The 25483-nt window shown below is 43.0% G+C and carries 28 protein-coding genes and 1 tRNA gene; 9 read left to right on the top strand and 20 right to left on the bottom strand.

Annotated features, from left to right (window positions below; all coding sequences use genetic code 11):
- Nucleotides 1-229 precede the first annotated feature (229 nt).
- Both ACESMA_RS18195 and ACESMA_RS18200 read left to right on the top strand, forming a co-directional pair.
- On the top strand, nucleotides 230-1018 hold the full coding sequence (locus ACESMA_RS18195) for a Mut7-C RNAse domain-containing protein (RefSeq protein WP_372950294.1): 789 nt from the start codon (nucleotides 230-232) through the stop codon (nucleotides 1016-1018).
- Nucleotides 1019-1053: 35 nt separating this feature from the next.
- A complete protein-coding gene (locus tag ACESMA_RS18200; protein WP_372950295.1) occupies nucleotides 1054-1269 on the top strand; it encodes a DUF2905 domain-containing protein in 216 nt (71 codons plus the stop codon).
- Between the two features lie 33 nt (nucleotides 1270-1302).
- Here ACESMA_RS18200 and ACESMA_RS18205 read toward each other — a convergent pair whose 3' ends face one another.
- The 8 genes from ACESMA_RS18205 to hisC all read right to left on the bottom strand — a co-directional run bounded on the left by ACESMA_RS18205 (nucleotide 1303) and on the right by hisC (nucleotide 7975).
- Complete coding sequence (locus ACESMA_RS18205) at nucleotides 1303-1752, bottom strand: cold-shock protein (protein WP_372950296.1); 450 nt, start codon at nucleotides 1750-1752, stop codon at nucleotides 1303-1305.
- A 46-nt stretch (nucleotides 1753-1798) separates the two neighbouring features.
- Entirely contained in the window at nucleotides 1799-2665 is an 867-nt protein-coding gene (locus tag ACESMA_RS18210) for an RNA polymerase sigma factor RpoD/SigA (RefSeq protein ID WP_372950297.1), read from the bottom strand.
- Nucleotides 2666-2826: 161 nt separating this feature from the next.
- Nucleotides 2827-3594, bottom strand: a complete 768-nt coding sequence (argB, locus tag ACESMA_RS18215; RefSeq protein ID WP_372950298.1) for an acetylglutamate kinase — start codon at nucleotides 3592-3594, stop codon at nucleotides 2827-2829.
- A 15-nt stretch (nucleotides 3595-3609) separates the two neighbouring features.
- Nucleotides 3610-4209: an imidazole glycerol phosphate synthase subunit HisH gene (gene hisH / locus ACESMA_RS18220; RefSeq protein ID WP_372950299.1), complete on the bottom strand. Its 600-nt coding sequence runs from the start codon at nucleotides 4207-4209 to the stop codon at nucleotides 3610-3612.
- Between the two features lie 28 nt (nucleotides 4210-4237).
- Nucleotides 4238-4792 (bottom strand): TlpA family protein disulfide reductase, encoded by a 555-nt coding sequence (locus ACESMA_RS18225; RefSeq protein WP_372950300.1) that lies wholly within the window; start codon nucleotides 4790-4792, stop codon nucleotides 4238-4240.
- Between the two features lie 22 nt (nucleotides 4793-4814).
- Nucleotides 4815-5699, bottom strand: coding sequence for a formyltetrahydrofolate deformylase (gene purU / locus ACESMA_RS18230; RefSeq protein WP_372950301.1), 885 nt, complete (start codon nucleotides 5697-5699; stop codon nucleotides 4815-4817).
- Nucleotides 5700-5825: 126 nt separating this feature from the next.
- On the bottom strand, nucleotides 5826-6947 hold the full coding sequence (hisB, locus tag ACESMA_RS18235) for a bifunctional histidinol-phosphatase/imidazoleglycerol-phosphate dehydratase HisB (protein ID WP_372950302.1): 1122 nt from the start codon (nucleotides 6945-6947) through the stop codon (nucleotides 5826-5828).
- The gene (gene hisC, locus ACESMA_RS18240) at nucleotides 6944-7975 is read right to left on the bottom strand and encodes a histidinol-phosphate transaminase (protein ID WP_372950303.1); all 1032 of its coding nucleotides are present in this window, start codon (nucleotides 7973-7975) and stop codon (nucleotides 6944-6946) included. The genes hisB and hisC overlap by 4 nt, the downstream gene beginning before the upstream one ends.
- 32 nt (nucleotides 7976-8007) lie before the next feature.
- Here hisC and ACESMA_RS18245 point away from each other — a divergent pair, with 32 nt between their 5' ends.
- Both ACESMA_RS18245 and ACESMA_RS18250 read left to right on the top strand, forming a co-directional pair.
- Complete coding sequence (locus ACESMA_RS18245; protein WP_372950304.1) at nucleotides 8008-8247, top strand: DUF4160 domain-containing protein; 240 nt, start codon at nucleotides 8008-8010, stop codon at nucleotides 8245-8247.
- The gene (locus tag ACESMA_RS18250; RefSeq protein ID WP_372950305.1) at nucleotides 8207-8467 is read left to right on the top strand and encodes a DUF2442 domain-containing protein; all 261 of its coding nucleotides are present in this window, start codon (nucleotides 8207-8209) and stop codon (nucleotides 8465-8467) included. Before ACESMA_RS18245 ends, ACESMA_RS18250 begins: the two co-directional genes overlap by 41 nt.
- 1 nt (nucleotide 8468) lies before the next feature.
- Here ACESMA_RS18250 and hisD read toward each other — a convergent pair whose 3' ends face one another.
- Together hisD and hisG are read right to left on the bottom strand one after the other, a co-directional pair.
- Nucleotides 8469-9755, bottom strand: a complete 1287-nt coding sequence (gene hisD, locus ACESMA_RS18255) for a histidinol dehydrogenase (protein WP_372950306.1) — start codon at nucleotides 9753-9755, stop codon at nucleotides 8469-8471.
- Between the two features lie 35 nt (nucleotides 9756-9790).
- A complete protein-coding gene (gene hisG / locus ACESMA_RS18260; protein ID WP_372950307.1) occupies nucleotides 9791-10648 on the bottom strand; it encodes an ATP phosphoribosyltransferase in 858 nt (285 codons plus the stop codon).
- Between the two features lie 423 nt (nucleotides 10649-11071).
- Here hisG and ACESMA_RS18265 point away from each other — a divergent pair, with 423 nt between their 5' ends.
- A complete protein-coding gene (locus ACESMA_RS18265) occupies nucleotides 11072-12178 on the top strand; it encodes a glycoside hydrolase family 105 protein (protein WP_372950308.1) in 1107 nt (368 codons plus the stop codon).
- A 61-nt stretch (nucleotides 12179-12239) separates the two neighbouring features.
- Here the strand turns inward: ACESMA_RS18265 and ACESMA_RS18270 are convergent, their stop codons facing one another.
- Nucleotides 12240-12620 carry a hypothetical protein gene (locus ACESMA_RS18270; protein WP_372950309.1) on the bottom strand — a complete coding sequence of 127 codons (381 nt, stop codon included), beginning with the start codon at nucleotides 12618-12620 and terminating at the stop codon, nucleotides 12240-12242.
- A 61-nt stretch (nucleotides 12621-12681) separates the two neighbouring features.
- The gene (locus ACESMA_RS18275; RefSeq protein WP_372950310.1) at nucleotides 12682-13035 is read right to left on the bottom strand and encodes a hypothetical protein; all 354 of its coding nucleotides are present in this window, start codon (nucleotides 13033-13035) and stop codon (nucleotides 12682-12684) included.
- A 163-nt stretch (nucleotides 13036-13198) separates the two neighbouring features.
- Between ACESMA_RS18275 and ACESMA_RS18280 the strand changes: the two genes are divergently transcribed.
- On the top strand, nucleotides 13199-13546 hold the full coding sequence (locus tag ACESMA_RS18280; RefSeq protein ID WP_372950311.1) for a single-stranded DNA-binding protein: 348 nt from the start codon (nucleotides 13199-13201) through the stop codon (nucleotides 13544-13546).
- Between the two features lie 69 nt (nucleotides 13547-13615).
- Here the strand turns inward: ACESMA_RS18280 and ACESMA_RS18285 are convergent, their stop codons facing one another.
- The 8 genes from ACESMA_RS18285 to ACESMA_RS18320 all read right to left on the bottom strand — a co-directional run bounded on the left by ACESMA_RS18285 (nucleotide 13616) and on the right by ACESMA_RS18320 (nucleotide 22015).
- Nucleotides 13616-15031 (bottom strand): arginine decarboxylase, encoded by a 1416-nt coding sequence (locus ACESMA_RS18285; RefSeq protein WP_372950312.1) that lies wholly within the window; start codon nucleotides 15029-15031, stop codon nucleotides 13616-13618.
- A 123-nt stretch (nucleotides 15032-15154) separates the two neighbouring features.
- On the bottom strand, nucleotides 15155-16333 hold the full coding sequence (locus ACESMA_RS18290) for a hypothetical protein (protein WP_372950313.1): 1179 nt from the start codon (nucleotides 16331-16333) through the stop codon (nucleotides 15155-15157).
- Entirely contained in the window at nucleotides 16330-17019 is a 690-nt protein-coding gene (locus ACESMA_RS18295; RefSeq protein WP_372950314.1) for a CAP domain-containing protein, read from the bottom strand. The genes ACESMA_RS18290 and ACESMA_RS18295 overlap by 4 nt, the downstream gene beginning before the upstream one ends.
- A gap of 2 nt (nucleotides 17020-17021) precedes the next feature.
- Nucleotides 17022-17708, bottom strand: coding sequence for an ABC transporter ATP-binding protein (locus tag ACESMA_RS18300; protein ID WP_372950315.1), 687 nt, complete (start codon nucleotides 17706-17708; stop codon nucleotides 17022-17024).
- A gap of 237 nt (nucleotides 17709-17945) precedes the next feature.
- Nucleotides 17946-19166 carry an ABC transporter permease gene (locus ACESMA_RS18305; protein WP_372950316.1) on the bottom strand — a complete coding sequence of 407 codons (1221 nt, stop codon included), beginning with the start codon at nucleotides 19164-19166 and terminating at the stop codon, nucleotides 17946-17948.
- 190 nt (nucleotides 19167-19356) lie between these two features.
- Nucleotides 19357-20577, bottom strand: coding sequence for an ABC transporter permease (locus tag ACESMA_RS18310; RefSeq protein ID WP_372950317.1), 1221 nt, complete (start codon nucleotides 20575-20577; stop codon nucleotides 19357-19359).
- A gap of 95 nt (nucleotides 20578-20672) precedes the next feature.
- A complete protein-coding gene (locus ACESMA_RS18315) occupies nucleotides 20673-21416 on the bottom strand; it encodes an outer membrane lipoprotein-sorting protein (protein WP_372950318.1) in 744 nt (247 codons plus the stop codon).
- A gap of 11 nt (nucleotides 21417-21427) precedes the next feature.
- Nucleotides 21428-22015, bottom strand: a complete 588-nt coding sequence (locus tag ACESMA_RS18320; RefSeq protein ID WP_372950319.1) for a TetR/AcrR family transcriptional regulator — start codon at nucleotides 22013-22015, stop codon at nucleotides 21428-21430.
- Nucleotides 22016-22240: 225 nt separating this feature from the next.
- Between ACESMA_RS18320 and ACESMA_RS18325 the strand changes: the two genes are divergently transcribed.
- The 3 genes from ACESMA_RS18325 to ACESMA_RS18335 all read left to right on the top strand — a co-directional run bounded on the left by ACESMA_RS18325 (nucleotide 22241) and on the right by ACESMA_RS18335 (nucleotide 25301).
- Nucleotides 22241-23554, top strand: coding sequence for a Gfo/Idh/MocA family protein (locus ACESMA_RS18325; protein WP_372950320.1), 1314 nt, complete (start codon nucleotides 22241-22243; stop codon nucleotides 23552-23554).
- Between the two features lie 129 nt (nucleotides 23555-23683).
- Nucleotides 23684-25000 carry a Gfo/Idh/MocA family protein gene (locus ACESMA_RS18330; RefSeq protein ID WP_372950321.1) on the top strand — a complete coding sequence of 439 codons (1317 nt, stop codon included), beginning with the start codon at nucleotides 23684-23686 and terminating at the stop codon, nucleotides 24998-25000.
- Nucleotides 25001-25229: 229 nt separating this feature from the next.
- Nucleotides 25230-25301, top strand: a tRNA-Gly gene (locus ACESMA_RS18335).
- The last annotated feature ends 182 nt before the right edge of the window (nucleotides 25302-25483 follow it).

Below are 25483 nucleotides of genomic sequence, written 5' to 3' on the forward strand. Positions count from 1 at the left end.
AAAGAAAATCAATAAAGTCATTCACTTCTGATTTTAAATCAGCAGGTAAATAATTAATTTTTGTAAACAATTGAAGCTGTTCCATAATTCATTCCATTTTATACAAAGATAGTAATCTGATTTTAATCCAAATAATTCTTTCTGAAATCAACAAACATTGGAATTCAGAATTTTAATTGAAAAACATTGGAGGAATTAGTATCTTTCGTTTTCTTAATGTTGAAAAAATATGAAGTTCGGAAGGGACGAACATACCGGCATAAATCATTCGCCTGTTATTCGGAAAGCGAATTTTCGTTTTTATGAAGAACTGAACGACCATTTGCCTGAAACCTGGCGAAAAAAAACTTTTGTGTATGAATTCAAAGGCAGGCCGGGCATAAAAAATACCATTCAGGCTATTGGTGTTCCGCATGGTGAAGTGGATTTGATTTTGGTGAATGGCGAATCGGTTGGTTTCGATTACCAAATTCAGGGTGGGGAGAATATTTCAGTTTACCCGCAGTTTGAATCGCTGGATATTTCTCCTTTAATAAAACTCAGACCAGAGCCTTTGCGAAAAAACCGTTTTGTGGTAGATGTGAACCTGGGCAAACTGGCTCAAAAATTAAGGTTATTGGGATTCGATACATTGTTTCGTAATGATTTTGAAGATGACGAAATAATCAAAATATCATTGAAAGAAAAGCGGATTATTCTGACTCGTGATATGGGCATTTTAAAACAAAATGTGGTAACACACGGATATTTTATTCGAAATGACAATCCTAAAAAGCAATTAACTGAAGTGATTGAACGGTTTCATCTTCAAAATTCTTTCCGGCCATTTTCCCGCTGTTCCAATTGCAACGGCGAACTGGAAGAGGTTTCAAAATCGAAATTAGCTTCCATTTTGCCTGACGATACGTTGAATTATTACCACGAGTTCTGGAAATGCACCGGATGCGGGAAAATCTACTGGGAAGGTTCGCATTTCGGAAAGATATTGAACTGGATTGATCGTTTACAAAACAGATAGTTTATGGTTTTTACCCGCTGAAAAACTGATACAAGATGGCCCGTTGGTTTATTATTGCAGGTGTTATTTTGATTGTGATTGGGTTGCTTCTTTACGTGGCACCCTGGCTTTTTTCCTGGCTCGGAAAGTTGCCGGGCGATATTCGGATTGAAAACGAAAACAGCAAATTCTACTTCCCAATCACTTCAATGGTTGTCATAAGTGTAATCCTGACAATCGTCATCAACATTGTCAGACATCTGGGTAAATGAACTTTTTAGAGTTTGAGATAATGAAAAATGAGATTACCTGACCACCTGAACTTTAACTGCAACAGGCCCTTTCTGTCCTTTTTCCACTTCGAAACTTACCAGGTTTCCTTCACGAATTTCTTCGAGGGTGTTGTTTACATGCACAAAAACACTTTCCCGGGTTTCCTGGTCGGTAATAAAACCAAATCCTTTGGAAGAATTGAAATAGGTTACCGTCCCTTTGCGAATGGGATCAATTTCTTCGAGTGGGCCACGGGGCACACTCACCTGAATATCTTCCGCATTAATTTCTTCCTTTTGGTCGGGATCGGGGGGTGTGTCGGTAATGTTACCATGTTCGTCAACATAAGCAATCATGTCGTCGAGACTATTGCTTCTGGTGTTGTCTTTACGTGCCTGTCGTTTTTTTTCTTTGTCTTTCCGTTTTTTTTCTTTTTTATTACGAACTTCTTTTTTGTTGAATGATTCCTGCGATCTTCCCATGTATAATTTTTTGTAATTTTCTCCAAATTTATTAATAATTATTCTTTTATTGCTCTGCCCATGCAAATTTTTCTTTTAGCAGTGATTTTAGTTTACACAATCCGGTTCTTCTGATTTGTCTTACACGCTCGGCTGAAAGTTCGAATTCGATTGCCATATCGTTAAGTGAATAGATTGGGGAGTTATTCAGGCCGAATGAACGGACAAGGATTTCGGCTTCCCTTTGCGAAAGTTTACTTAATGCGCGTTTAACATCTGTAATTAAAGATTCTTCCATTAAATTGGTATCAGGCGAAGGAATGTTTCCGGTTTGAACGACATCATAAAGGTTGAAGTCGTTGTCTCCTTCATTTGACAAAGGTTGATCAAATGAAACCTGGCGTTTGTTGATATTGTTTGCTACTTCCACTTCATCAAAAGATAAATCGAGGTGGGCGGCAATTTCATCATTGGTGGGTTTTCGTTCAAATTCCTGTTCCAATACCGGAATGGCTTTTCTGATTTTATTGATAGAAGAAAGTCGGTTTAGCGGCAGCCTTACAATCCTTGTTTGTTCTGAAATGGCCTGCATTATAGATTGTCTTATCCACCAAACAGCATACGAGATGAACTTAAATCCTCTTGTTTCATCAAATTTTTTTGCAGCTTTCACAAGCCCCAGGTTTCCTTCGTTAATCAGGTCGGGAAAGGATAATCCCTGGTTTTGATATTGCTTGGCAACAGAAATAACAAAGCGCAGGTTGGCAACAACCAATTTTTCAAGTGCCTGGTCGTCACCAGCTCTGATGCGCGATGCCAGTTCCGCTTCTTCTTCAGCAGATACCATAGAGTATTTGCTGATTTCATTAAAATAACGGTTAATTGCATCGTCATCGCGTTGCGTTATTTGCTTTGTGATTTTAAGTTGCCGCATGTAAAATATTTAATATGATTTAAAAACATGCGGTAACTAACAAAAAGAAAGAAAGAGGAATTAGTAAACAAAACGCAGGATTTCAAATCTGAGACTCATGCAAATGTAGGCATTTTTTAGGTATTATTTTATTGAAAAGAGGCGATTGAAATGGAATTTGATTAAACGAGCCTTGTCCCTCTTCCGTTGGTCATGTTTTCAGGATTGGTGATGAGCACTTCTTTCACTCCGTTTCGTTTGGCTCTGAAACCATTGTCGAGTTTGGGAATCATGCCGGTATTGATTATTTCTTCCTGCTGGTATTGCTGAAATAGTGCTGCATCCAATTCCGGAATAATTGTGTTTTCATCTTCCGGGTTTTGCAGCACACCTTTTTTCTCGAAACAGTAAAAAAGATAAACACTGAAATAATCGGCCAGTTCTGAGGCCAGTTCAGCAGCAATGGTGTCGGCGTTGGTGTTTAAAAGCTGTCCTTTTCCGTCGTGGGTAAGTGGCGCTACGACAGGAACAACATTTTCACCGATAAGCATTCTCAATTCACTGCTGTTTACATCCACTATGTCGCCCACAAAACCGTAATCGATTTCCTGTACCGGCCGCTTTCGTGCACTGATGAGGTTCAGGTCGGCGCCGGTAAGGCCGATGGCGTTGCAACCACGCGCCTGTAATCCGGCCACAATTTTTTTGTTGACCAGACCTCCGTAAACCATGGTTACCACATCGAGCATTGACTTGCCGGTTATGCGGCGGCCATCCACCATTTCAGTTTCAATGCCCAGTTTTGCAGCAATTTCGGTGGCGGTGCTGCCTCCACCGTGCACCAGAATTTTATTGCCGGAGAATTTGATAAACTGGTCCAGCAGGGCGTTCAGAGATTCGGAATCTTCCACCACTTTTCCGCCAACTTTTATTATCGTTAGTCTATCCATGATTTGATTTAACGTTTAAATTTTCAAAAAGTTTTGCAAAATAGCTGCTCCGATTTTCCCGCTTTTTTCTGGATGAAACTGGGTGGCGTAAAAATTGTCTTTTTGAAGCGCGGCACTGAACGGTTCAATGTAATTGCAGGTTGCAGCAGTATGTTCTCCCAACCCGGCATAAAAAGAGTGCACAAAATAGACGTACTCATTTTCCAGATCGGGCGAAAAGAGGTTGCTTTTCAGGTTGGTTATGGCATTCCATCCCATGTGCGGAACTTTTGTAATGAACCCTTCTCCCGGTTTTGGGACGAATCGTTTTATTTTTTCGTTGAATATTCCAAGGCATTTTGTGTCGCCTTCTTCGGAATGGGAACACATGAGCTGAAGCCCCAGGCAAATGCCCAGCACCGGTTGTTTGAGAGAAATAATAAGTTCGTCGAGTTTGTACCTGCGCAAATATTCCATTGTGGTACTTGCTTCGCCTACTCCCGGAAAAACTACTTTGTCGGCATTCCTGATTTTCTTCGGATCGGCTGTAATTTCGGCATTAACACCCAGCCTGTTCAACGCATTGTTAACTGACTCAATGTTCCCGGCGTTGTATTTAATGATGACGATGTTCATAAACAGTTCAAAGTTTAAAGTTCCCAGTTCAAAGTTTTTCCAACAACAAATCAATCACCTCCACCATCTCATTGAACTCCTCTTCCTTGAATAGCCGGGTCATGTAAACAATTTTTCCGGAACGGTCAATAATCACATTCCTGGTTACTCCGGCTCCTTTGGCGGCGAAGGTGTAAAAGATTTCTCCGCCGGGGTCGAGTGCCAGCGGGTAGGTGATTTTCATATCCTTAGCGAATTTTTTTACCGTTTCGAGCGGTTCATCCATATCTATTCCGATAAGGGCAAAGTCGTTGTTGTTTTTATGTTTTTGCCAGATTTCTTTTTCGATGTGCGGCATTTCGCGTCGGCAAACCCCGCACCAGCTTGCGGTGAATTGAAGCATTGTCACTTTCCCTTTCAAATCAGCGGTAGTAATTTTTGTTCCGTCCGTGAGCGTCATTTCAATGTCGGGTATTTGCTGACCAATTTTTACGATGTAGCCGTAATCCGCTGGAATTTCCTGTTTGGGAATTTTATTCGTCTGTGCTTGGGTAATGAAAACAATTCCCAGGATTAAAATGATGAACAATGAAACCTTTTTCATAATTTTTTTTCAAAATTACCGATTAATTAAATACCACCGTTCTGTTTTTATATACAAGAATTTTTCGCTGTAAATGTTTGTACACGGCTTGTGACAGAACAATTTTTTCCAGATCGCGGCCTTTGCGAATGAGGTTTTGGATGGTATCCACATGGCTGCAGCGGGTTACATCCTGCTCAATAATGGGGCCGGCATCCAGGTCGGAAGTAACGTAATGGCTGGTTGCGCCAATAATTTTTACGCCGCGTTCGTGGGCGGCATGGTAAGGTTTGGCACCTGCAAAAGCGGGCAAAAACGAATGATGGATATTAATGATTTTGTTGGGAAATTGTTTCACGAAATCCTTCGAAAGAATTTGCATGTAGCGTGCCAGCACCACAAAATTGATATTGTGCTTTTTCAGCAGTTCAATCTCTTTATGCTCCTGGTCTTCCTTATTTTCTTTGGTAACCGGGAAATAATGAAAATCGATGCCAAATCGTTCGGCAACAGGTTTCAGCAGTTCATGGTTGCTGATGATGAGCGGAATTTCCACATCCCATTCGCCGGCAGTGTAACGCGCCAAAATGTCGAACAGGCAATGCGGCATTTTGGAAACGAACAGCGCCATTCGTGGAATTTCATCGGAAAAATAGAGGCGCCAGTGCATGTTCAGAGGCGAACCGATAAGTGTATCAAAATATTCCCCGATTTTCTCCGAAGGGATGGCGAAACCGTCCAATTCCCATTCCACGCGCATATAAAAAATTTTTTCTTGCCGGTCAACGTGCTGGTCGAGGTAAATAATGTTGCCCCGGTTTTTATTCAGGAACTCAGTTACGGTGGCCAGAATTCCCTGTTTGTCGGGACAATGAATCAGCAAAATGGCTGTGTTCTTTTTTTCGCGAAGTGGTTTTATTGTTTTCATAACAGGAGTCCCCTGAATCCCCGAAAGGGGGACGTTTTCTCCGAGAGGGTATCGGTTTTAGTATATTTTTTATTCATCATATAGTTTTCTTTATTCCTCCCCTTTGGGGAGGTTAGGAGGGGCTTTTCATAGTTTTCCTTTTGTTGATGGCAATTCAAAATTATATAAATCGCGTTTAACGGCCATTTTAACGGCTTTGGCCAGTGCTTTAAAAATGGCTTCAATTTTATGGTGCTCGTTGGTGCCTTCGGCTTTTATGTTGAGGTTGCACTTTGCCGCATCCGAAAACGACTTAAAAAAGTGCATGAACATTTCGGTAGGCATGTCGCCCACTTTTTCGCGTTTGAATTCGGCTTCCCAGACCAGCCAGGGCCTTCCGCCAAAGTCGATAGCCACTTGAGCCAGACAATCATCCATGGGAAGACAGAATCCGTACCTTTCCATTCCTTTTTTGTTCCCGACGGCTTTTTGAAATGCTTCGCCCAATGCCAGCCCGGTATCCTCAATGGTGTGGTGTTCATCCACTTCCAAATCTCCTTTTACCGAAATTTCGAGGTCAACGCCCGCATGGCGACCAATCTGGTTCAGCATGTGGTCGAAAAAGTTCAGACCTGTGGAAATGCTGCAGACGCTAGAGCCATCCAGGTTCAATCTAACAAAAATGTCTGTTTCTTTGGTGGTGCGTTTCACTTCAGCCGTTCGCTCGGGTGCAGCTACGCAGGCATAAATGTCGTCCCAGTCGCTGGTAATCAGGGTGCAATAATCTGCAAGTCCAGCTTTTTCCAGTTCTTCGGCCAAACTACCATCGTTTATCAAAATTCCTTTGGCGCCCAGGTTTTTGGCCAGTTCGATGTCAGTCAGCCGGTCGCCAATCACAAAGCTGTTGGCAAGGTCGTAATCGCCGTTCATGTATTTTCCCATTAGCCCGGTACGGGGTTTTCGGGTGGGAGCATTTGCGGCGGGAAAACTTTTATCGATGAGGATGTCATCGAAAATCACGCCTTCGTTTTCAAACGCTTTCAGCATTTTATTGTGTGCCGGCCAAAATGTTTCTTCGGGAAAGGAATCCGTTCCCAAACCGTCCTGGTTGGATACAATAACCAACTCATAATCCAGATTTTTTTGGATATTGAACAGATTGCGGAAAACGCCGGGAATAAATTCCAGCTTTTCCAGTGAGTCGATTTGTTCGTCTTCCGGTTCAATAATCAACGTTCCGTCGCGGTCTATAAACAAAACTTTCTTCATATCAATTCTTTTAAAGCATTCAAAAACTGTTCATTTTCATCTGATGAACCGATGGTAATCCGCAGGCTGTCTTCACAAAGGTGTACTTTTGAGCGGTCGCGCACAATCACGCCTTTTTCTTTCAGGAATTCGTAAATGCCGCGTGCGTCGTGCATTTTTACGAGGATAAAATTGGCATCCGACGGGAAAATTTTTACAATAAAGGGGAAATCTGAAAGTAGTTTTTTCATTTTCTCCCGTTCAGCAATGAGCAACTTCACCCATTTCTCCACTTTGTCGCGGTTTTCGATTAGTTCCAGCGCCTTTTGCTGCGTCAGGATATTCAGGTTGTACGGGTATTTTATTTTGTTGAGAACCGAAACGATTTTGGTGGCTGCAAAAGCCATTCCGAGCCTGATTCCCGCCATACCCCATGCTTTGGAAAAGGTTTGTAAAGTGACCAAATTGGGGAAGTCATTTAATAGCGGCAGCAACGATTTTCCGGGTGCGAAGTCGATATAAGCTTCGTCCAGCACCACAATTCCCTGAAAGTTTTTCACTACTTCCAAAACCGCCTCTTTGTTGAGACAGTTGCCTGTTGGATTGTTGGGTGAGCAAAGGAAAACCAGTTTCGTTTTTTCATCGACAACATTAAGGAGTTTTTGGGCATCCAGTTTAAATTCTTCCGTAAGCGATACTTTTTTCACCTCCACATTGTTGATGCCCGCCGCCACCTGGTACATTCCGTAGGTAGGGTCGATGGAAACAACATTGTCCACTCCCGGTTCGCAAAATGCCCGAATGAGCAGGTCGATGGGCTCGTCGCTGCCGTTGCCGAGGAAAATCTGTTCCGACATCACATCTTTCAGCAAAGCAATTTTTTTCTTGAGTTTCCTTTGCAGCGGGTCGGGATAGCGGTTGTAAGGCTCGTTAAATGGATTTTCATTGGCATCCAGAAAAACCATGGCCTCGCCTGAAAATTCATCCCGGGCCGAAGAATAAGGTTGAAGGTTTTTTATGTTTTTGCGAAGAAGTTTATCTAAGTTCATAATTGATGTGAATTTATTAAATTTGTTTTCAAATGAGTCCAACGGTTTTTAAAAAACAGAATTACAGGTTTTTCTTTTTCTCCCGTGAAGAAAAAAGAATACATATTCATGTAATAAGTCCTGACGGAGAAGCGAAATTTTGGATTGAACCTGAAATTGAATTGGTAAAAACTATTGGATTCAACCAGAAACAACTTAAATTGTTGGAGAATATAATTAAAGAAAACAGAAATGAAATCAGAAGCAGTTGGAGAAGACATTTTGGAAGTTGAAGTAACTAACATTTCAACACACGGTTTTTGGGTACTTATTGGAGGAGAAGAGTTTTTTCTGCCGTTTGAGGATTTTCCCTGGTTTAAAGAAGCAACAATTGCCGAAATTTCAGATGTTGTTTTTCTGAACCACGAACACTTGTTTTGGGAAAAGCTTGATATTGATTTGACGCTAAACATGATTAAAGATCCATCCAAATATCCATTAATTTCAAAGTAATTTATTCTTTTATTGTTTTCAATCGCAAGGTAATAGCATTTTTATGCGCCTCCAATTCTTCGGCAGACGCCATATTTTCGATGGCTGGCCCAATGGATTTCAATCCATTTTCAGTAATTTCCTGAAACGTAATTTTTTTCAAAAAACTGTCGAGGTTAACCCCGCTGTAACTCCGGGCCCAGCCGTTTGTTGGCAGCGTGTGGTTGGTTCCCGAAGCATAATCGCCGGCACTTTCGGGCGTATAATTTCCCAGAAAAACCGAACTGGCATTTGTCACTTTTTCAGCTAATTCATTGTATCTTTTTGTGGAAAGAATCAGATGCTCCGGCGCATATTCATTGATTAAATCAACAGTATTCTGTTCGTTTTCCATTACAATCAGCACACTGTGTTCAAGCGATTTTTCGGCCAATTCCCTGCGGGGAAGTTTTTCCAGTTGCAGGCTGATTTCCGTTTTTACTTTTTCAACCAGCTTCGGGCTGTTGGCAACCAAAATTACCTGACTGTCCGATCCATGCTCGGCCTGCGATAACAGGTCGGATGCCACAAAAACCGGGTTAGCCGATTCGTCTGCAACCACCATTACCTCCGACGGGCCGGCAGGCATATCGATGGCCACGTCATTCATGCTGACCAGTTGTTTGGCAGCGGTAACATACTGGTTTCCCGGACCGAAAATTTTGTGCACTTTCGGTACCGACTCGGTTCCGTAAGCCATGGCGCCAATGGCCTGAACGCCGCCCAGCCTGAAAACTTTTTTAACGCCGGCAAACTTTGCCGCAAATAAAATAGCCGGATGAATCTTTCCGTTTTTTCCCGGCGGAGTGCACAAAACAATTTCTGTGCATCCTGCAATACGCGCCGGAATGGCCAGCATCAACACTGTTGAAAACAACGGAGCAGTTCCTCCCGGAATGTACAATCCCACTTTTTCGATGGCCACCGGTTTTTGCCAGCAGGTAACTCCCGGCATGGTTTCCACTTTGCGAATTTCCGTTTTTTGCGCCGCATGAAATTTTTCGATGTTGGCAGAAGCCAGTTCGATGGCTTTTTTCAACTCCGGATTCACCTGGTTTTTAGCTTCATCAATTTCTTTTTCAGTGACCCGGAAATCTTCCAAATCCACGCCATCAAATTTTTGGGTGAATTTTCGCAGGGCAATATCGCCGGTTTGTTTTATTTCATTTAAAACCGTTTGAACCGTTTCATATAAACCCGAAACGTCCAGCAACGGGCGCTGCAGGATTTCAGGCCAAAGGGATTTATCGGGATTGATAAAAGTTCTCATATTCTTTGTACTAAATACTTTGTACTCATGTCTGACTAAAATATCATTTTTTCAATCGGTATCACCAGAATTCCTTCGGCACCGGCTTTTTTCAGCTTGCCAATAATTTCCCAGAAATCGTCTTCGGCAATCACCGAATGCATGGAACTCCAACCTTCCTGGGCCAAAGGTACCACGGTGGGGCTTTTCATGCCTGGAAGCAGGTTGGCCACTTCCTGAATTTTTTCATTGGGTGTGTTCAGTAAAATGTACTTTTTGCCTTCTGCCCGCTGAACCGATTCCAATCGGAAAATAAGTTCATCCAGAATTTCCTGCTTTTCTGCAGAAAGGTTTGGTTTGGCAATCAGCACCGCTTCGGAATGGATGACCACTTCCACTTCTTTCAATCTGTTGCTAACTAATGTAGAACCCGAACTGACAATATCGAAAATAGCATCGGCCAGGCCAATCCCCGGCGCAATTTCCACCGAACCGCTGATGACGTGGATTTCTGCTTTTATGTTGTGTTCGGTTAAAAACTTTTGCAAAATTTTGGGGTAGGAGGTGGCAATTTTTTTTCCGTTAAAAAACTCCGGTCCGGTGTATTCCAGCGATTTTGGAATGGCCAGCGACAAGCGGCACTTGCTGAACCCCAGGCGTTTGGCAATAACCACATTTTCTCCTTTTTCCAGCATTTCATTTTCGCCAACAATGCCCACATCGGCCACACCGTCGGCTACAGTTTGCGGAATGTCATCGTCACGCAGGAACAACGCTTCCATTGGGAAGTTGCCCGCTTCCGACACCAGTTTCCTTCTGCCAATGGTTAAATCGATGCCCGATTCCTGAATCAGTTTCATCGAATCTTCGTTCAATCTTCCTTTGGTTTGAATCGCAATTTTTAGTTTTTCCATATTTTTTTGTTTTTTCAATTTTTTAATTAATTGGTCAGACCCCGAATCGCTTCGCTTTCGGGATTCGTTCGATAACAAGTTTTTACTTCGTTTTTAAACTCGTAAAAACTTTATCTCACGAAAAAGGCCTGCCTACTGGCAAGCCTCTGGTTCAATATCTTTTAAAATTACGACAAAACAACCCTGACCTACCAATCGTTAGGTTTTGAAATGATGGCCGTAATGTCCCAATCCGTAATTCATACTTAACTTTTATTTGTGCAATATTAGTGATTAATTTCATCTCATGCAATGCAGAGAAAATATAAAACCAATTGTTAAAAATAAATTTACGCAGAGAAAGGTTGAATTTTAGCTTTTTTCTTTGAAAATAGCAATCGATTGCATATACTTGTATCATAAATTTTAAATAGCAATTCAACCATGAAAAAACTACTTGCTGTAACTCTTGCTGTCTTGTTAATGGCAGGGACAATATCCGCACAACAGTCTGAAAATGAAAAGTATTTTGAAGATTCTTACATTAAATCAACCATGCGCACTGCCCTTGATTGGCAGTTGAGTCATCCCAATCACAAATTGTGGGACTGGACCAACGGCGCGTTTTATGCCGGAGTGTTTGCTGCATACGAAACGCTTGAAAGCGAAAACATCTACAAAGCTATTTACGCCATGGGCGAATCAAATAAATGGAAGCCGGGACCGAGGCTCCAACATGCCGACGACCACGTAATTTGTCAGACTTACATTGATATGTACCGGATTTCCAATGAAAAGAAAATGATTCAACCGTTTATTGACACGATGGATGAATTTATGGCCACTCCTTACGAAACAGGCGGTATCCGGAAAGTTACCTGGTGGTGGTGCGATGCCCTGTTTATGGCGCCGCCTGCTTTGGTAAAATTGGGAGTCACTTTAAATGATAAAAAATATTTTGAGCTGAACGACAAACTTTTTCAGGAATGCTATGATCTTCTTTACGATAAGGAAGAACATTTGTATGCCCGCGATATCCGGTACAAATGGGATGAGCCGGAGGTGGAAATAATTAAGGAAGCCAACGGGAAAAAGATTTTTTGGTCGCGCGGAAACGGTTGGGTGATGGGGGGCCTGGTTCGTGTTTTGGAAGAGCTGCCTGAAAACTGGCCAACCCGCAATTTCTATTTGCAAAATTATAAAGAAATGGTTGAAAAAATTGTTTCGTTGCAGCAGGAGGACGGTTTGTGGCGTGCCAGCCTGCTCGATCCGAGTTCTTATCCGGGAGGCGAGGCAAGTGGTTCGGGATTTTACACTTACGCACTGGCCTGGGGCATTAACAACGGAATTCTTGACCGGGATAAATATTTACCGGTGGTTGAAAAAGCCTGGATAGGAATGAATTCGCTGATTCAATCTGATGGCCGTGTAGGTTGGGTGCAACCCATTGGCGCCGACCCACGCAAAAATTTCTCAGCCGAAAATTGGGAAGTTTATGGCACGGGCGCTTACCTGCTTGCCGGCAGCGAAGTCATTAAGCTGGAGAGATAATAAAAAGTGGGTATAAAGAAACAGGCCGCTAAGGATTTTATAAACTTAACGGCCTGTTTTTTTATTCAGTTTTTTCAACCTTTGTGGCTTCAAACGGCAAATCTCCATCAGGTGTGTTGGCCGTTCCTTTCATTTTGTTTCCTTCAATGGTAGCCTTAATTGGAATATAATTGTACTCCACATTGATGCCAAATTTCAAAATGTTTTCTTCGAATTTGACATCTTTCAATTCCACCTTGGTTCCGTCGGCAAATTTAATTTCGCCAGCCAAAACTCCTTCTTTTTCTGAAATAATTATGGAGCCTTTATTATAACCATCAGGAGCATACGGACTTTCAAATTTCCATTCACCTAAAGCACTTTTAATTGCAGGCATTGCAGTTGCATGTAAAAAGGATGTGGCAAGAAATGCCAGTGACAATACAATCAGAATTTTTTTCATTTTTTATAGATTTAAGTTTAATCCAGGCAAATTTGTCACAGGAAATTGAATTTTCCAAAAATTAATCTTCTTTTTTCACCAAAAGAAACTTACTGTTTTCCAATGCCGAAAATCCCTGATCGTAACAAAAGTAATAGACCCTGCCATTTTTGGTTTTGTAAATGTGGGTAAAATAGTTGAAGTTGAAACCCTGTTTTAACATCACACCTTTGTAGGTGGTGGTTTTATCGTTTGGGTTCAGATCTTTTAAAATGGAATGATTCTTTTTTAAAATACGATTGATTTTTCGCATGTAGTTGGTGCTGCTGCCCAGCTTCTGGTTGTTCCAGGCATTCCGGCAGGCATCGCTGCAAAATTTCTGATCGGCCCTTCCGCGCAGTGGTTCACCACATTCGAGGCATTTTCTTTGTTCCATAGTTATTGGTTTACAATTCGCTAATATACAAAAAACTATCCGTTTGCAAACGTTTACAACCGCTTATAATCGGTTACAAATGTTTAATTACCGGCTAACTTTTGACGCTGCTTTACCTTTGGTGTACAATTTCGTTTTAGTTATTAATTTAAAATTTTGAATCATGAATGTTTTAAGAAACAGCGTCAGGCTTATCGGCCACCTGGGCGAAAACCCAAAAGTGAGAAAGTTGGACAGCGGAAAAAAAGTTGCTACTTTATCTATAGCAACCAACGAAATTTACTACGACCAAAGCGGCAAAAAAGTATCGGAAACTACCTGGCACCGTTTGACTGCCTGGGGAAAACAGGCCGAGATTGCCGAAAATTACCTGAAAAAAGGTTCGGAAATTGCCGTTGAAGGTAAACTCACCAATCGATCTTATGAAGATAAAAATGGTGAAAAGCAATACATTACCGAAGTGGTTGTGAACTCCATGCTTATGCTCGATAAGAAAAACGGAAACGTATAATAATAGAAAGTTGCCCGAGAAGTAATCCCTTAAAAATGAAATGAGGCCGGAAATTCCAGCCTCTTTTCGCTATTCATGCGGGGTGTTGTACCCCAGTATTTTAAACATGTCTTCCACCGTTTGTTCGGTGCGGTAAACGTAGTCCACAAAGTTGCCTGTTTCATCGCGGTCGATGATTACATGTTTTGGCGCCGGAATAAGGCAATGCTTGATTCCGCCGTATCCGCTGATGGAATCCTGATAGGCGCCGGTGTGGAAAAAACCCAGGTAAAGCGGCTCTTTTTCGCGCGACGAATAACGTGGCAGCATAATTTGCTGGTTCAGGTCTTCGGAGTTGTAATAATCCGAATGGTCGCAACTAATTCCGCCAATATTAACACGGGTGTATTCATTGTTCCACTTGTTGATGGGCAGCAAAATAAACTTTTCAAAAATGGACCACGCATCAGGAATGGTGTTCATTAAACTGTTGTCGATGATGTACCAAAGCTCGGCATCGTTTTGCTGTTTTTGTTCCAGCACCGAAAAAATGGTAGCGCCGCTTTCGCCTACTGTGTATTTCCCGAACTCGGTGTAAATATCGGGTTCTTCAATCTCTTCGGCGTTACATGCATCCTTAATGTTGTTTACAATTTCGCGGATCATGTATTCGTAGTCATACTCGAATCCGAGGTGACTTCGAATGGGAAATCCGCCGCCAAGGTTTATGGCGTTCAGTGTGGGGCATTCTTTTTTTAGTTCGATGTAAAGTTTCACCGATTTCTGAAATTCACCCCAGTAATACAGTGTATCTTTAATTCCCGAATCGACAAAAAAGTGGAGCATCGATAATTCAATATTTTCCTTATCCTGAATGTAATTCCTGTAAAACTCCAAAACCTCTGACGACCGGATTCCCAAACGGGAGGTGTAATAGGCGCTTTGAGGTTCTTCATCAATAGCTTTTCGGATGCCGATTTTGACCTTTTTGCCATTGGCGTAAGCCAGAATTTTCTTCAGCTCATTTTTATTGTCGAGAACAATGGTTGAGTTTTCAAACCCCAAATCAGTGAGGTCGAGAATTTTACGAATGTATTCTTCAGTTTTATATCCGTTGTGAACGATTTTCAAATCCTTTTCAAGTTTCCCCTGTTTGTAAAGGTTCAGGATTAAATCGATATCGAACGACGAAGAAGTTTCCAGATTTACGTTGTACTGCAGCGCTTTGTTTACTACATGGTGAAAGTGGCTGCATTTAGTGCAGTAACAGTAATGGTATTCACCCTGATAATTGGTGGCTTTCATGGCTCGTCTGAACAGATTCCGGGCCTTCTTTATCTGGTCCCCGATACGTGGCAGATACATCAGCCTGAACGGGGTGCCGTATTTATCGATGAGGTACTTCAGCGAAACGCCGTAAAACGAGAGATTACCATCCTGCAGGTCGAAACCTTCCTGCGGAAAATAGTACGATTGTTCGATGAGATCAAGGTATGTATTCTTCATTTTCCCAAACCAACATAAAAATTTGCATTCTGTTTAACGGGGCAAAATAAATACCTTTTTTCCAAAAAACTAAACGATTGGGTTTTTAATGTGGAATTTCGGGGAATTATTTTGCATTTCCTGCTAAAAAGCCCACTTCAACCTCCCATACAATGCTTTCCCAAGTTCTCCGTATTCAGTTCCTTCTTCACCAAAAAATAACTGGCCGGTTGCCATCAGTTCCAGGTTATTACCGACTGAGTAAGTAAGCGTTGGGCCAAAATAAGACGAACCATCGGAGGGATTCAACATTCCTGAAAAACTACCGGAAAAGAGCGGGGTGAAAGGGTAGGAGAGTTGTCCGAACAAATTGTAACGGGCCGGCGACAATCGTTTGGCCGAAATGTTCTGATCGAAAAATTCGCGTGCTCCTGCTTTTCCGGTAACTCCCAGACTGTTGTACAAAATGGCTCCGTGTGCATACAAACTGTTTTTGAACGTGTAATCACCTGAAATAGTTGCGACCAAAGCTTCTTCACTGCCGCTGTTTTTTTCTTTCGGAACAAACCATGAAACCTCGCCGCGAAAACCGCCGCCTTGTATGTCGCCCATCCAGCCGCCGCCAAATACAAAGTCTTTTGGCATCCAGCCGCCGAGAAACTGAAAATCGTACCTGAATTTAGAAAATCGGTACCTGCCGGCAATTGTCGATTCGTTTTTGTCTTCCAAATTGTTTCTCTGAATTTTGTAAACCAGTTCGGCAGAGGATGTAACTCCGGTGTAATATTGAACTTTCAGTGCATCGGAACCCGGCCTTTCTTCATAATCGAAATCGAAATAATCGAACGTGTTAAAAATATCGTTGGGATTCCAAATCAGGTTGATGCCCCAGTTTACCCGCTGCCTTCCGGCGGTAATTTGCCATTTTCCTTTGGTAAAATCCACCCAGGCGCGGTCAATCATCGAATGTAAAAACCATCCTTTGCCGGATGCCACTGTTTTCGATAAATCGAAATAACCGGGATCTGTATCCACAAATTCTTTATAGAGTGGAAATTCGCGAATGAGTTGCCCGCTAAAAAAACGGTTTCTTGCTTCCACAGCAAACGTAAATTCATTAGTTGCATACCACCTGAAATTGAGTCGGTTGTGGATTAGATTTGAGGAAAGATGATCGGCGTCGATTCCGGGGACGGGATTTTCCGGCTTGTAATACATGTATAAATCTTTTACATAGCCGTTGATTGTAAATTTTTGCAGTTGAGCATTCCCTTCAACATAAATCAGAAGAAATAGTGGTAAAAAGTATTTCAGTCGGTTCATTTTTCGGTTTTTTTGAATCCTCCGGCGAAGTCCATCACGCTCATCAGGTTATATTGCGGATGATTTCCGGTGGCCACCCCCACCACATTGAAATCAGGGTTCAGAAAATTTTTCCGGTGGCCGCGGTCGCGCACTCCATCATCGATGAGCAGGTAAATCACAATTTGCTGTGCCGTTTTTCCGCCGTACGCAATATTTTCCGCAATACGCTTTTCCCATTTTCCATATCGTTCAACTCGATCGCGCATGGTGCTTCGGTCGCTTCCCTGGTGACCGGTGCGCCCGGTTTTCGACTGGTCGGAAACATGGTCGCGGGCAGCCAGAGTAAGTCCTTCGCTGGGGTAAATAATGGGAAGCGGTTGCTGCTTTTTCAGGTCGCGGACACATTCGTAAAGTGCATTAACGCCCTCTCTGGTGAGCAACGGCAAATCGCCCGGATAATAAAGTAAGCGACGATTGTATTTTTTGGCCAGTGGTGCAATGTAGGTGGTGGCATAACGCACTGGGTCGGAACGTAGTTTATTAATTTCCAGAACTATCTCTTTTTCAAGCGGCGACAGGTAAATTGCTTCGGAAGCTGTATTCAATGCAGCATTGTTCCAGCCTGCACCATTGTCATTTGCTGAAATCCAACCAGTTAAAGCAAATGTGAGAATTAACAGTAGCACGTTTACCTTTCGCTTCATACCTAAGTCCTTTTTTCGTCGCTTTTAATTTTACCGTCCTCGAGCGTAACCACCCGGCGCGCTTTGTTTACCACCCGCTGGTCGTGCGTTGAAAATATAAACGTAATTTTTTCCTCTTTATTAAGTCGTTCCATAATATCGAGCAGATTTTCGGTCGATTTGGAATCGAGGTTGGCGGTAGGCTCGTCGGCCAGTACAAATTTGGGTTTCGAGGCGAGTGCCCTGGCCACAGCCACCCGCTGCTGCTGTCCTCCCGAGAGTTTTGACGGCCGGCGATCCATCATTTCGCCCAGACCTACTGCCTGCAGCAATTCAGTTGCGCGGGCTTCGCGGTGTGCTTTTTTCGCCCCTTGCAGGTGCATCACAAACTCCACGTTTTCTTTAGCCGTGAATACCGGTATCAGGTTATAGGCCTGGAAGACAAAGCCGATGTTTTTCATACGGAAATCGGTAAGTTTTCGTGATGAAAGCTCCCGAATGTCCACTCCGTCGATGATTACGGTTCCTTCTGTGGCATCGTCGAGTCCGCCCACCACATTCAGCAACGTAGTTTTCCCGGAACCCGATGGCCCCACAATGGCCGTAAATTCGCCTTCCTCAATGGAAAGGTCAACTCCATTCACTGCATGTACGGGAACGGAATTGTCCTCGTACGTTTTTTTCAGGTTTTTTATCTCAATTATTTTCATTTTCTGTTGAAATTAAATTCAATTTATATTCTCGTTTTTTAATCCCCCTTATTCCCCCTTTGGAATTCATCATACTGCTTTATGGCAAAATTGCATCCAAAGGGGGACGGTCTTCGAACAAAGTTCAGTACTAATTCAGAGTCAAGTTTCATTTCACTAAATCTCCATTAATCTCAATAAATCACAACAAATTACCTCTCTCTTTCTCCCCTCCCTCGGAGGGGCCGGGGGAGGCTCCTATTCTGTCCTCGTCGCCTCCGCCGGATTCAGCTTCAACGCCTTCCGGGCAGGCCAGATGGCCGAAAGAACTCCGGTTAAAATCACCAGAATGCCAATGGTTATAAGTGTTTCACTTTGCAGCGATGTATAAATCTGCGATGCAAAACCATAGTTTTCCAGCCCTTCGGCAAACATGGCGAGGTTGATGGGGCGGGTTTCAAAAAATTTGGTAACCACCGAACCAATGAACATTCCCAGCATTCCGCCGGAAACAGTGAGCAAAACCGATTCCAGGATAATCATCGAAAAGATTCGCCTTTTATTCATGCCCACTGCCATAAGCATCCCGATTTCTTTTATCCGTTCCAATACCGCCATCAGCATGGTGTTGATGATGCCAAAACAAAGCGCCAGCAAAATAATCAGAATGAAAATGTACATGTACTGGTCCATGGAATCGGTGAGCAGCGACATCTCCGGACTGAGTTCTTTCCAGGTTTGCACATCGTAGTTACCCACCATTTTTTGAATGGAAGGTTTAACTAAGGCGGCTTCATTTCCATTATCGAGCAGAACCGCAATTTCGTGTGCGGTGTTTTCTTCCATTCCCAGTTGGGCTTGCAAATCTTCGAACCGAACAAACAAGGTCGATTCGTCGTAGCTGGTGTTGGTGGTGCGGTAAATTCCGCTCACCCGATACCCTTTGATGGAAAGGTCGCCGTTGCGGTCAACCATTTGCAAATTGATACGCGTACCCACTTTGAGCCGCAAACGTTTGGCCAGTTTTTCGCCTACTACCATGGGCGGCATGCGGCTGTCGTGTTCCAGGTAAGCGCCATCCACAATTTTCTCCCAGATATCGGTTACCTTTTTTTCCTGTTCGGGAGTAATTCCAATAAGTTTGCCACCTCCGGTTCCGTGAGCTGCCATAATAAATGGTTCGGCAATCAGCCGTTTACTTGCTGCAACAACCGAATCGAGGGTCTCAACCTGACGGGTAAGTTCATCCGCATTTTCAATTTTGAATGCGATGTCGTTGTTGACCAAAAAATCCGGATCGTGAATCTGCAAGTGTGCCAGTTCGGTTTTGGTAGCCGATTCGATGCGCGCATCCACAGCCCCCTGCATAAACGCCATGGTAAACACACCGGCAAACAAACCGAGCGCGATAGCCGCAATCATAATGATGCTGCGTAACTTGTTGCGCCAAACGTTTCTCCATGCAATTGACCAAATCATATCTTTTTGTTTAAAGTTTAAAGTTCAATGTTCAAAGTTTCGGGTTCCAAGTTCCAAGTTCCAAGTTCCATGTTTCGAGTTCCATGTTTCAGGTTTCATGTTCAAAAGTTTCGGTCATCAGTCATCGGTCAGACATTAGTTTTTTTACTTCCAACTTCGTGCTTCGTGCTTCCAACTTCACGCTTCTTCTTCACGTCCGCAAAGCGGAAGTAATTTTTAGCCGGTAAATGTTGTACACCGGGAAAATTGCAATGAACAGGCTGATAAAAAATACCAGGATCATCTGGTTATAAAAAAGCGACGGTTGAATAGAAAAGAACATGTAAGGTTCCATGCCATACTGAACTGTTGCTGTGGCCATTTCGCCGGTGAGCGGAATGGGATTGTGATAAAACCAGAGGCAGAAAAAATAACTTACAACCAACCCAATGGTGCAGCCAATAATTCCGATGAAAAGTGTTTCCAATAATACCACAATAGCCATCTTGCGCTTTTTCATGCCAACTGCGTGGATGACGCCAAATTCGCGACGGCGCTCTTTTACCATCATCATAATTACGCTGAACATGCCAAATGCTATAACCAGATACAAAATACCAAGCATGATAATGCCGCTGGCCCGGTCGCTTTGGATGAGCTGTTCAATTTCGGGTTGCATTTCTATCCAGGTGAGCACGGTTTCTTCAGGTGAAAGCAATTGTCCAATTTCTGTTTTCAAATGATCTACCTGGTAATGATCGCCGGTCATAACCACCAACGATGTGGACATGCCATAGGCTGAATAAAATTCACGGGCCGTGCCAATATCCAGCAGCACCAACCTTTTGTCGAAATCCTGGTTGGGGTGCTCCATAATTCCTTTCACCGGGAAAAGTCCGTTTGCACTTATTCCGTGGTAACCCTGGCCAATCATTACCAGTGTGTCGCCCACTGTAAGATTCAGAAAATCGGCCAGCCCTTTACCCAGAACCACACTTTTGTCGCCCGACTGAATAAATTCCCCTGTTTTGATTTTTTTTGAAATCGCCGTGATGCGGTCTTCGGCTTCGGGCTCAATACCCAGCACCATGCCCGGTTTGCTGTGCTGGTGATTGGCTGCCAGTGCATAAGACTCCAGGCGGTGTGAAACCAGTGTAACATCTTTCAGATTTTCAATTTTTTGAATGAGTTCCGGCGAAACTTCCATGCTGTTTTCCAGCGTTCGTTCTTCCCAGTAAGCCGTGTCTTGCACCTGCAGGTAGCCCGAGTAGAATTTCACCACGTTTTCAATCATGCTGTCATACGAACCCTCCTGCATGGAACGCATCCACGAGGCCAGCAACACACTGAAAATGATGGACGAAATGGCAATAATTGACCGGCGCCGGTTTCGCCAGAGGTTTCGCCATGCCAGTTTGATGTTTGTTTTCATCTGTTTATAATTGTTTATTTTTAATGGTAACAGATGGAACTCCCATGAAAATTATAATCATACTCCTGTGTGAATAAATCTTATTCATGGTCGTTTCATCTTATTCTCCTCATGTTTTGTTGTGAAAAAAACGATTCATCCAAATCCACATTGAATTCAATTTCATCAAAAATCAAAACGGTTTTGTGTCCTTCTTTGTCGGCCGGAATCATTTCCATCCGGGTTGGCATTTCGCGGTCGTCCATTGTTTTAATTTCAGAAAGAATTTCAATGTTGACGAGGTTTTCATCTTCGTCGTAATATTCTCCTCTGAGCCAGTGAAACTCATCTTTGGAAATCCACATCAGGATTTTTCCCCAAACCACCGGAGCATCGGGTTTTGGAATGAGCTCTATCTTGTAGCATTCGTAACTATCAATATTTTCTTCACCCAACAATTTGTGGTTGTAATCTTTTTCAAGCGACGATTCACGCACGAGGTCGTCGTTGGTAAAATCGGAGCCCATCCATGACTGCATCATCATCGAGGGTGGGATTTTTATCATCCGTTCGATGGTTGGCACCCAGTTCCACATTTCGTTTTCGCGCTTCAGAAAAACCTGTCCTTTTTCTTTGGCCGGCGCGGTAATGTAAATCAGGGAATAATCGTTGCCCAGCGACCAGGTTTTCATGGAAATTTCACGACTCCAGTTGGGGCGTTCAATTATCATGGTGGTTTGTCCGCGGCTCGATTCGCCCCTGAATTTTTCATCGGCTTTCCGGATAATTTCGGCCACATCCTGCGCGAATGTTCCGAATGAAAATAAACTAACTGCAATTAATGTTAAGATTGTTTTCATGAATTCATTATTTAAGTTGAAATTAACCTGAAACAGGCTTCTGTTACTTTATCTTCCAGTTGTTTAAGCGGGAAAAATTCGGGTGCGGAAATTACCACCAGCAGCGATCCTTTTACCAGTGAACTGATGACCATCAGATCCCCTTCAGGGTCTTTACTACCCATGGTTTTAATAAATTGATTGAGCATTAGCATAATGGCTTGGGATCGGTCGCCGTATTTTTCCATCATCGATTCAGCGATATCAGACTGCATAATGATTGCAGAATAGAGTTTCCAGAACTTGCGGTTTTTACTGATGGCTTTAAAACTTTTGCGGATAAAATGCTCGAATTCATCGCGGGTTAAAATGCCATCATGATTTAAATCGAAATGGGAATAGATGGAATCGAATCCGGTTTTAATGATTTCATCAAGAATTTCCTGTTTACTTTCGAAGTAGTTGTAGGCGAGTCCTTTCGATACACCGGCTTTTTTAGCAACATGGCTCATAGAGGTGGCATGGAACCCGTTTTCTGCAAAGAGTTCCAGCGCCGTATCCATTATCAGTTGCTTTTTTTGTTTTCTGATTTCTTCATTTTGTTTCTGACTCCGAGGCATTGTTTCTGTTTTTTAATTTTATGACTGAACGGTTGGTCAAAACTAAAACAAGTTTTTTGAAATTGGATCAAGTGATGTGTTAAATAATTGTTAAAATTGAATGACCGGTCAGTCAAAACTGATAAAAGTCATAAAACTATAAAATTTAACTGCAAGCGTTTCCGATTAACTTTCATAACCTTTATATTTACAACTTTCAATTACTAAAATCAATTTTACGATATTATGAATTCCAACAGAAGAAAATTTATCAAGAACTCAGCCCTTGCCACTGCTGCAATCAGCGCTTTCCCAACCATTATGAATGCTTGTGCTTCACCTGCAGAAAAAGTCAGAGTAGGATTAATCGGATGCCGGAGCATGGGATTCAGCGATCTTCAAAGTTTTTTGAAAGAAGGTAATAATGTTGATTGCGTTGCTCTTTGCGACGTGGATTCCAAAATTCTGGAATCGCGCGCGGCCGATGTGGAGAAACTAACTGAAAAACGGCCGGTTTTGTATGCCGATTTCAGGGAAATGCTGGATAGTCCGGAAGTTGATGCAGTGATTTTAGGGACACCCGATCACTGGCATGCGCACCAAATGATTATGGCTTTGGAAGCCGGCAAGCATGTGTATGTTGAAAAACCTATGGGGCACAGCATTGAAGAATGCAATGCAATGGTTGATGCTGCTGCAAAATATCCGAACCTGGCAGTTCAGGTGGGCATGTGGCAGCGTAGTTCAAAACACTGGTTCGAGGCTTCAGAAATCGTAAAATCGGGCGAGTTGGGCGATGTTCATCTGGTAAAAGCCTGGATTTACAAGGGGTACGATGAACCCTATCCATTTATGCCCGATTCGGAAGCTCCGGCTCATGTAGATTATAATATGTGGCTTGGACCTGCTCCTCAGCGGCCCTTCAATGCCAACCGGTTTCATTACAATTTCCGCTGGTGGTTTGATTATGCCGGTGGCGCCATGACCGACTGGGGAGTGCACCTGCTCGATTTTGCCATGTACGCGATGGATGCCGGAATGCCGCAAAAGATTTCTCCAGGAGGCGGAATTTATTATCACCAGGAAGGTACAATTGAAACTCCGGATATTCAACAGGCATTGTATAGTTACCCAAAACACACCATGGTTTGGGAATGTGGTTTGAATCCGGGAATTGGTCCTTACGGAAAAGGACATGGAGTTGCCTTTGTTGGTCAAAAAGGAACTTTGGTGCTTGATAGGGGAGGATACCAATTGATGCCCGACAGAAGCGATGCCAAAAAAGGACCTTTTTTCGAAGAGAAAACGCAGTCAAATTACGGCGATGGCCTAGATGAGCATGTGCAAAACTTTTTGAAGTGTATTCGTGAAGGGGGAACTCCAAATGCTTCAGTAGAGGTTGGCGCCAAAACAGCTATTGTTTCCGAAATGGGAAATATTGCCTACCGGGTTGGAGAGGTAATCCACTGGGACGATGCAGCTAAAAAGTTTAAGGAAGATGCAGCCGACCAACTTACCCGGGTGAACTACAATCCAAAATGGCCACTGCCGCGGGTGTAGGTTTATTTGGCACATTTGTAATACAATCAAAGAAATCAATTTGTGAACCTGTTTCCGGTAGAACAAATTGATTTTTTTCGTAATTTAAGGCAAAGTTTTGATTGAAATAACCCAATAAAATAGTTTAAAATGAAACCGAATCGAAGAACATTTATCAAAAACTCTGCCCTGGCAACTGCTGCCTTGGGCACATTCCCAACCATCCTTCAGGCAGGATTATCTGCCAATGAAAAAGTGGTTGTAGGACTGGTTGGCTGCCTGGGAATGGGATTCAGTAACCTGAAAGCTTTTCTGGATCAACCTAATGTGGAATGCGGTGCATTGTGCGATGTTGACCGTAATGTACTCGAAGAACGGGCTGCTGAAGTGGAAAAAATTCAGGGTAAAAAACCTCTGTTATATGGTGATTACCGAAAGCTGCTCGAAAATAAAAACATTGATGTGGTGATTAACGCCACTCCCGACCACTGGCATGCGCTAATCGCTATTCATGCCATGGAAGCCGGAAAAGATTTGTACACCGAAAAACCGCTTGCCAATTCCATTGAAGAATGTAACCTGATGGTGAAAGCGCAAAAGAGATACAACAAAGTGGTGCAGGTGGGGCAGTGGCAACGCAGCGACCCGCATTGGAAAGCAGCAGTGGATTACCTTCACGAAGGAAAAATCGGTCGGATTAGGTCGGTACGTTCGTGGTCGTATGTAGGCTGGAAAGGATCCATTCCGGTTGTACCCGATTCGCAAGTTCCGGCTGGTGTCGATTACGATTTTTGGCTGGGACCGGCGCCCAAAAAGCCATTCAACAAAAACCGGTTTCATTTTACTTTCCGCTGGTACTGGGATTATGCCGGCGGTTTAATGGCCGATTGGGGCGTTCATCTTCTCGATTATGCATTATTTGGTATGAATCAGTACGTGCCCAAATCGGTAATGTCAACCGGCGGCAAGTATGCCTTCCCTGACGATGCAATGGAAACTCCTGACACCATGATGGCGGTTTACGATTTTGGTGATTTTGGTTTGCTTTGGGACCACACCATTGGTATTTACGGCGCCAATTTTGGCAAACGAGGTCACGGTGTGGCATTTGTTGGCGAATGGGGAACCCTGGTTGTGGATCGCAGCGGTTGGGAAGTAATTCCCGAAACCAACAGTAACAGCGCTAAAAAAGGGTACGAAGGTATGCCATTGCAAAAAGGAACAGGAAAAGGTCTTGAGTTGCATGTGCAAAACTTTTTGGAATGTATAAAATCACGTGAAAAGCCCAGTTGCGACATTGAGATTGGTGCACACATTGCCCGGTTTGCGCATTTGGGAAACATTTCGTACCGGCTGGGCCGCAAAGTTTTTTGGGATCATGAAAAACAGGAATTCATTGGCGATGCCGAAGCCAACGAAATGGTAAAAGCGCATTACCGTGCGCCCTGGAAACTGCCAAAAGTTTAATTTCCTTTGTTTTCAAATCATCGGATGACTTTGCTGAAAAATAAATAGCGCTAAAAAAAGAAATTTTTCCAAGCTAAATTTTTATTCGGTTTCTGATTTTGCCGATTTCAAATTTTTTAAATTTGCAGACGCAAAAAGCGGGAGTCTCGGTCGAAAGCGGGACAGGACTTAGTGGCAGTCCTTTAGCCGGCGGATCGAAAGTTGAGGTTTTGAAATAAAGAAATAAAAAGCGGGAGTAGCTCAGTGGTAGAGCATCAGCTTCCCAAGCTGAGGGTCGCGGGTTCGATCCCCGTTTCCCGCTCGCTGAAAATGAAGGACTTGCAAAGTGAAAATTGCAGGTCTTTTTTATTTGCACCAGAATTTGCACTATAAATTATGCGATAAATGGGCTCAGTTTAACTTTTTGTGGAGTATTTAACTTCAAGCATATATTTTAGCAACTCTAAACAGGAAAAATTCAATATCAACCACACCTCTTTGAGT

Source organism: Mariniphaga sp. (assembly GCF_041687215.1).
In the GTDB taxonomy this organism is placed as follows: domain Bacteria; phylum Bacteroidota; class Bacteroidia; order Bacteroidales; family Prolixibacteraceae; genus Mariniphaga.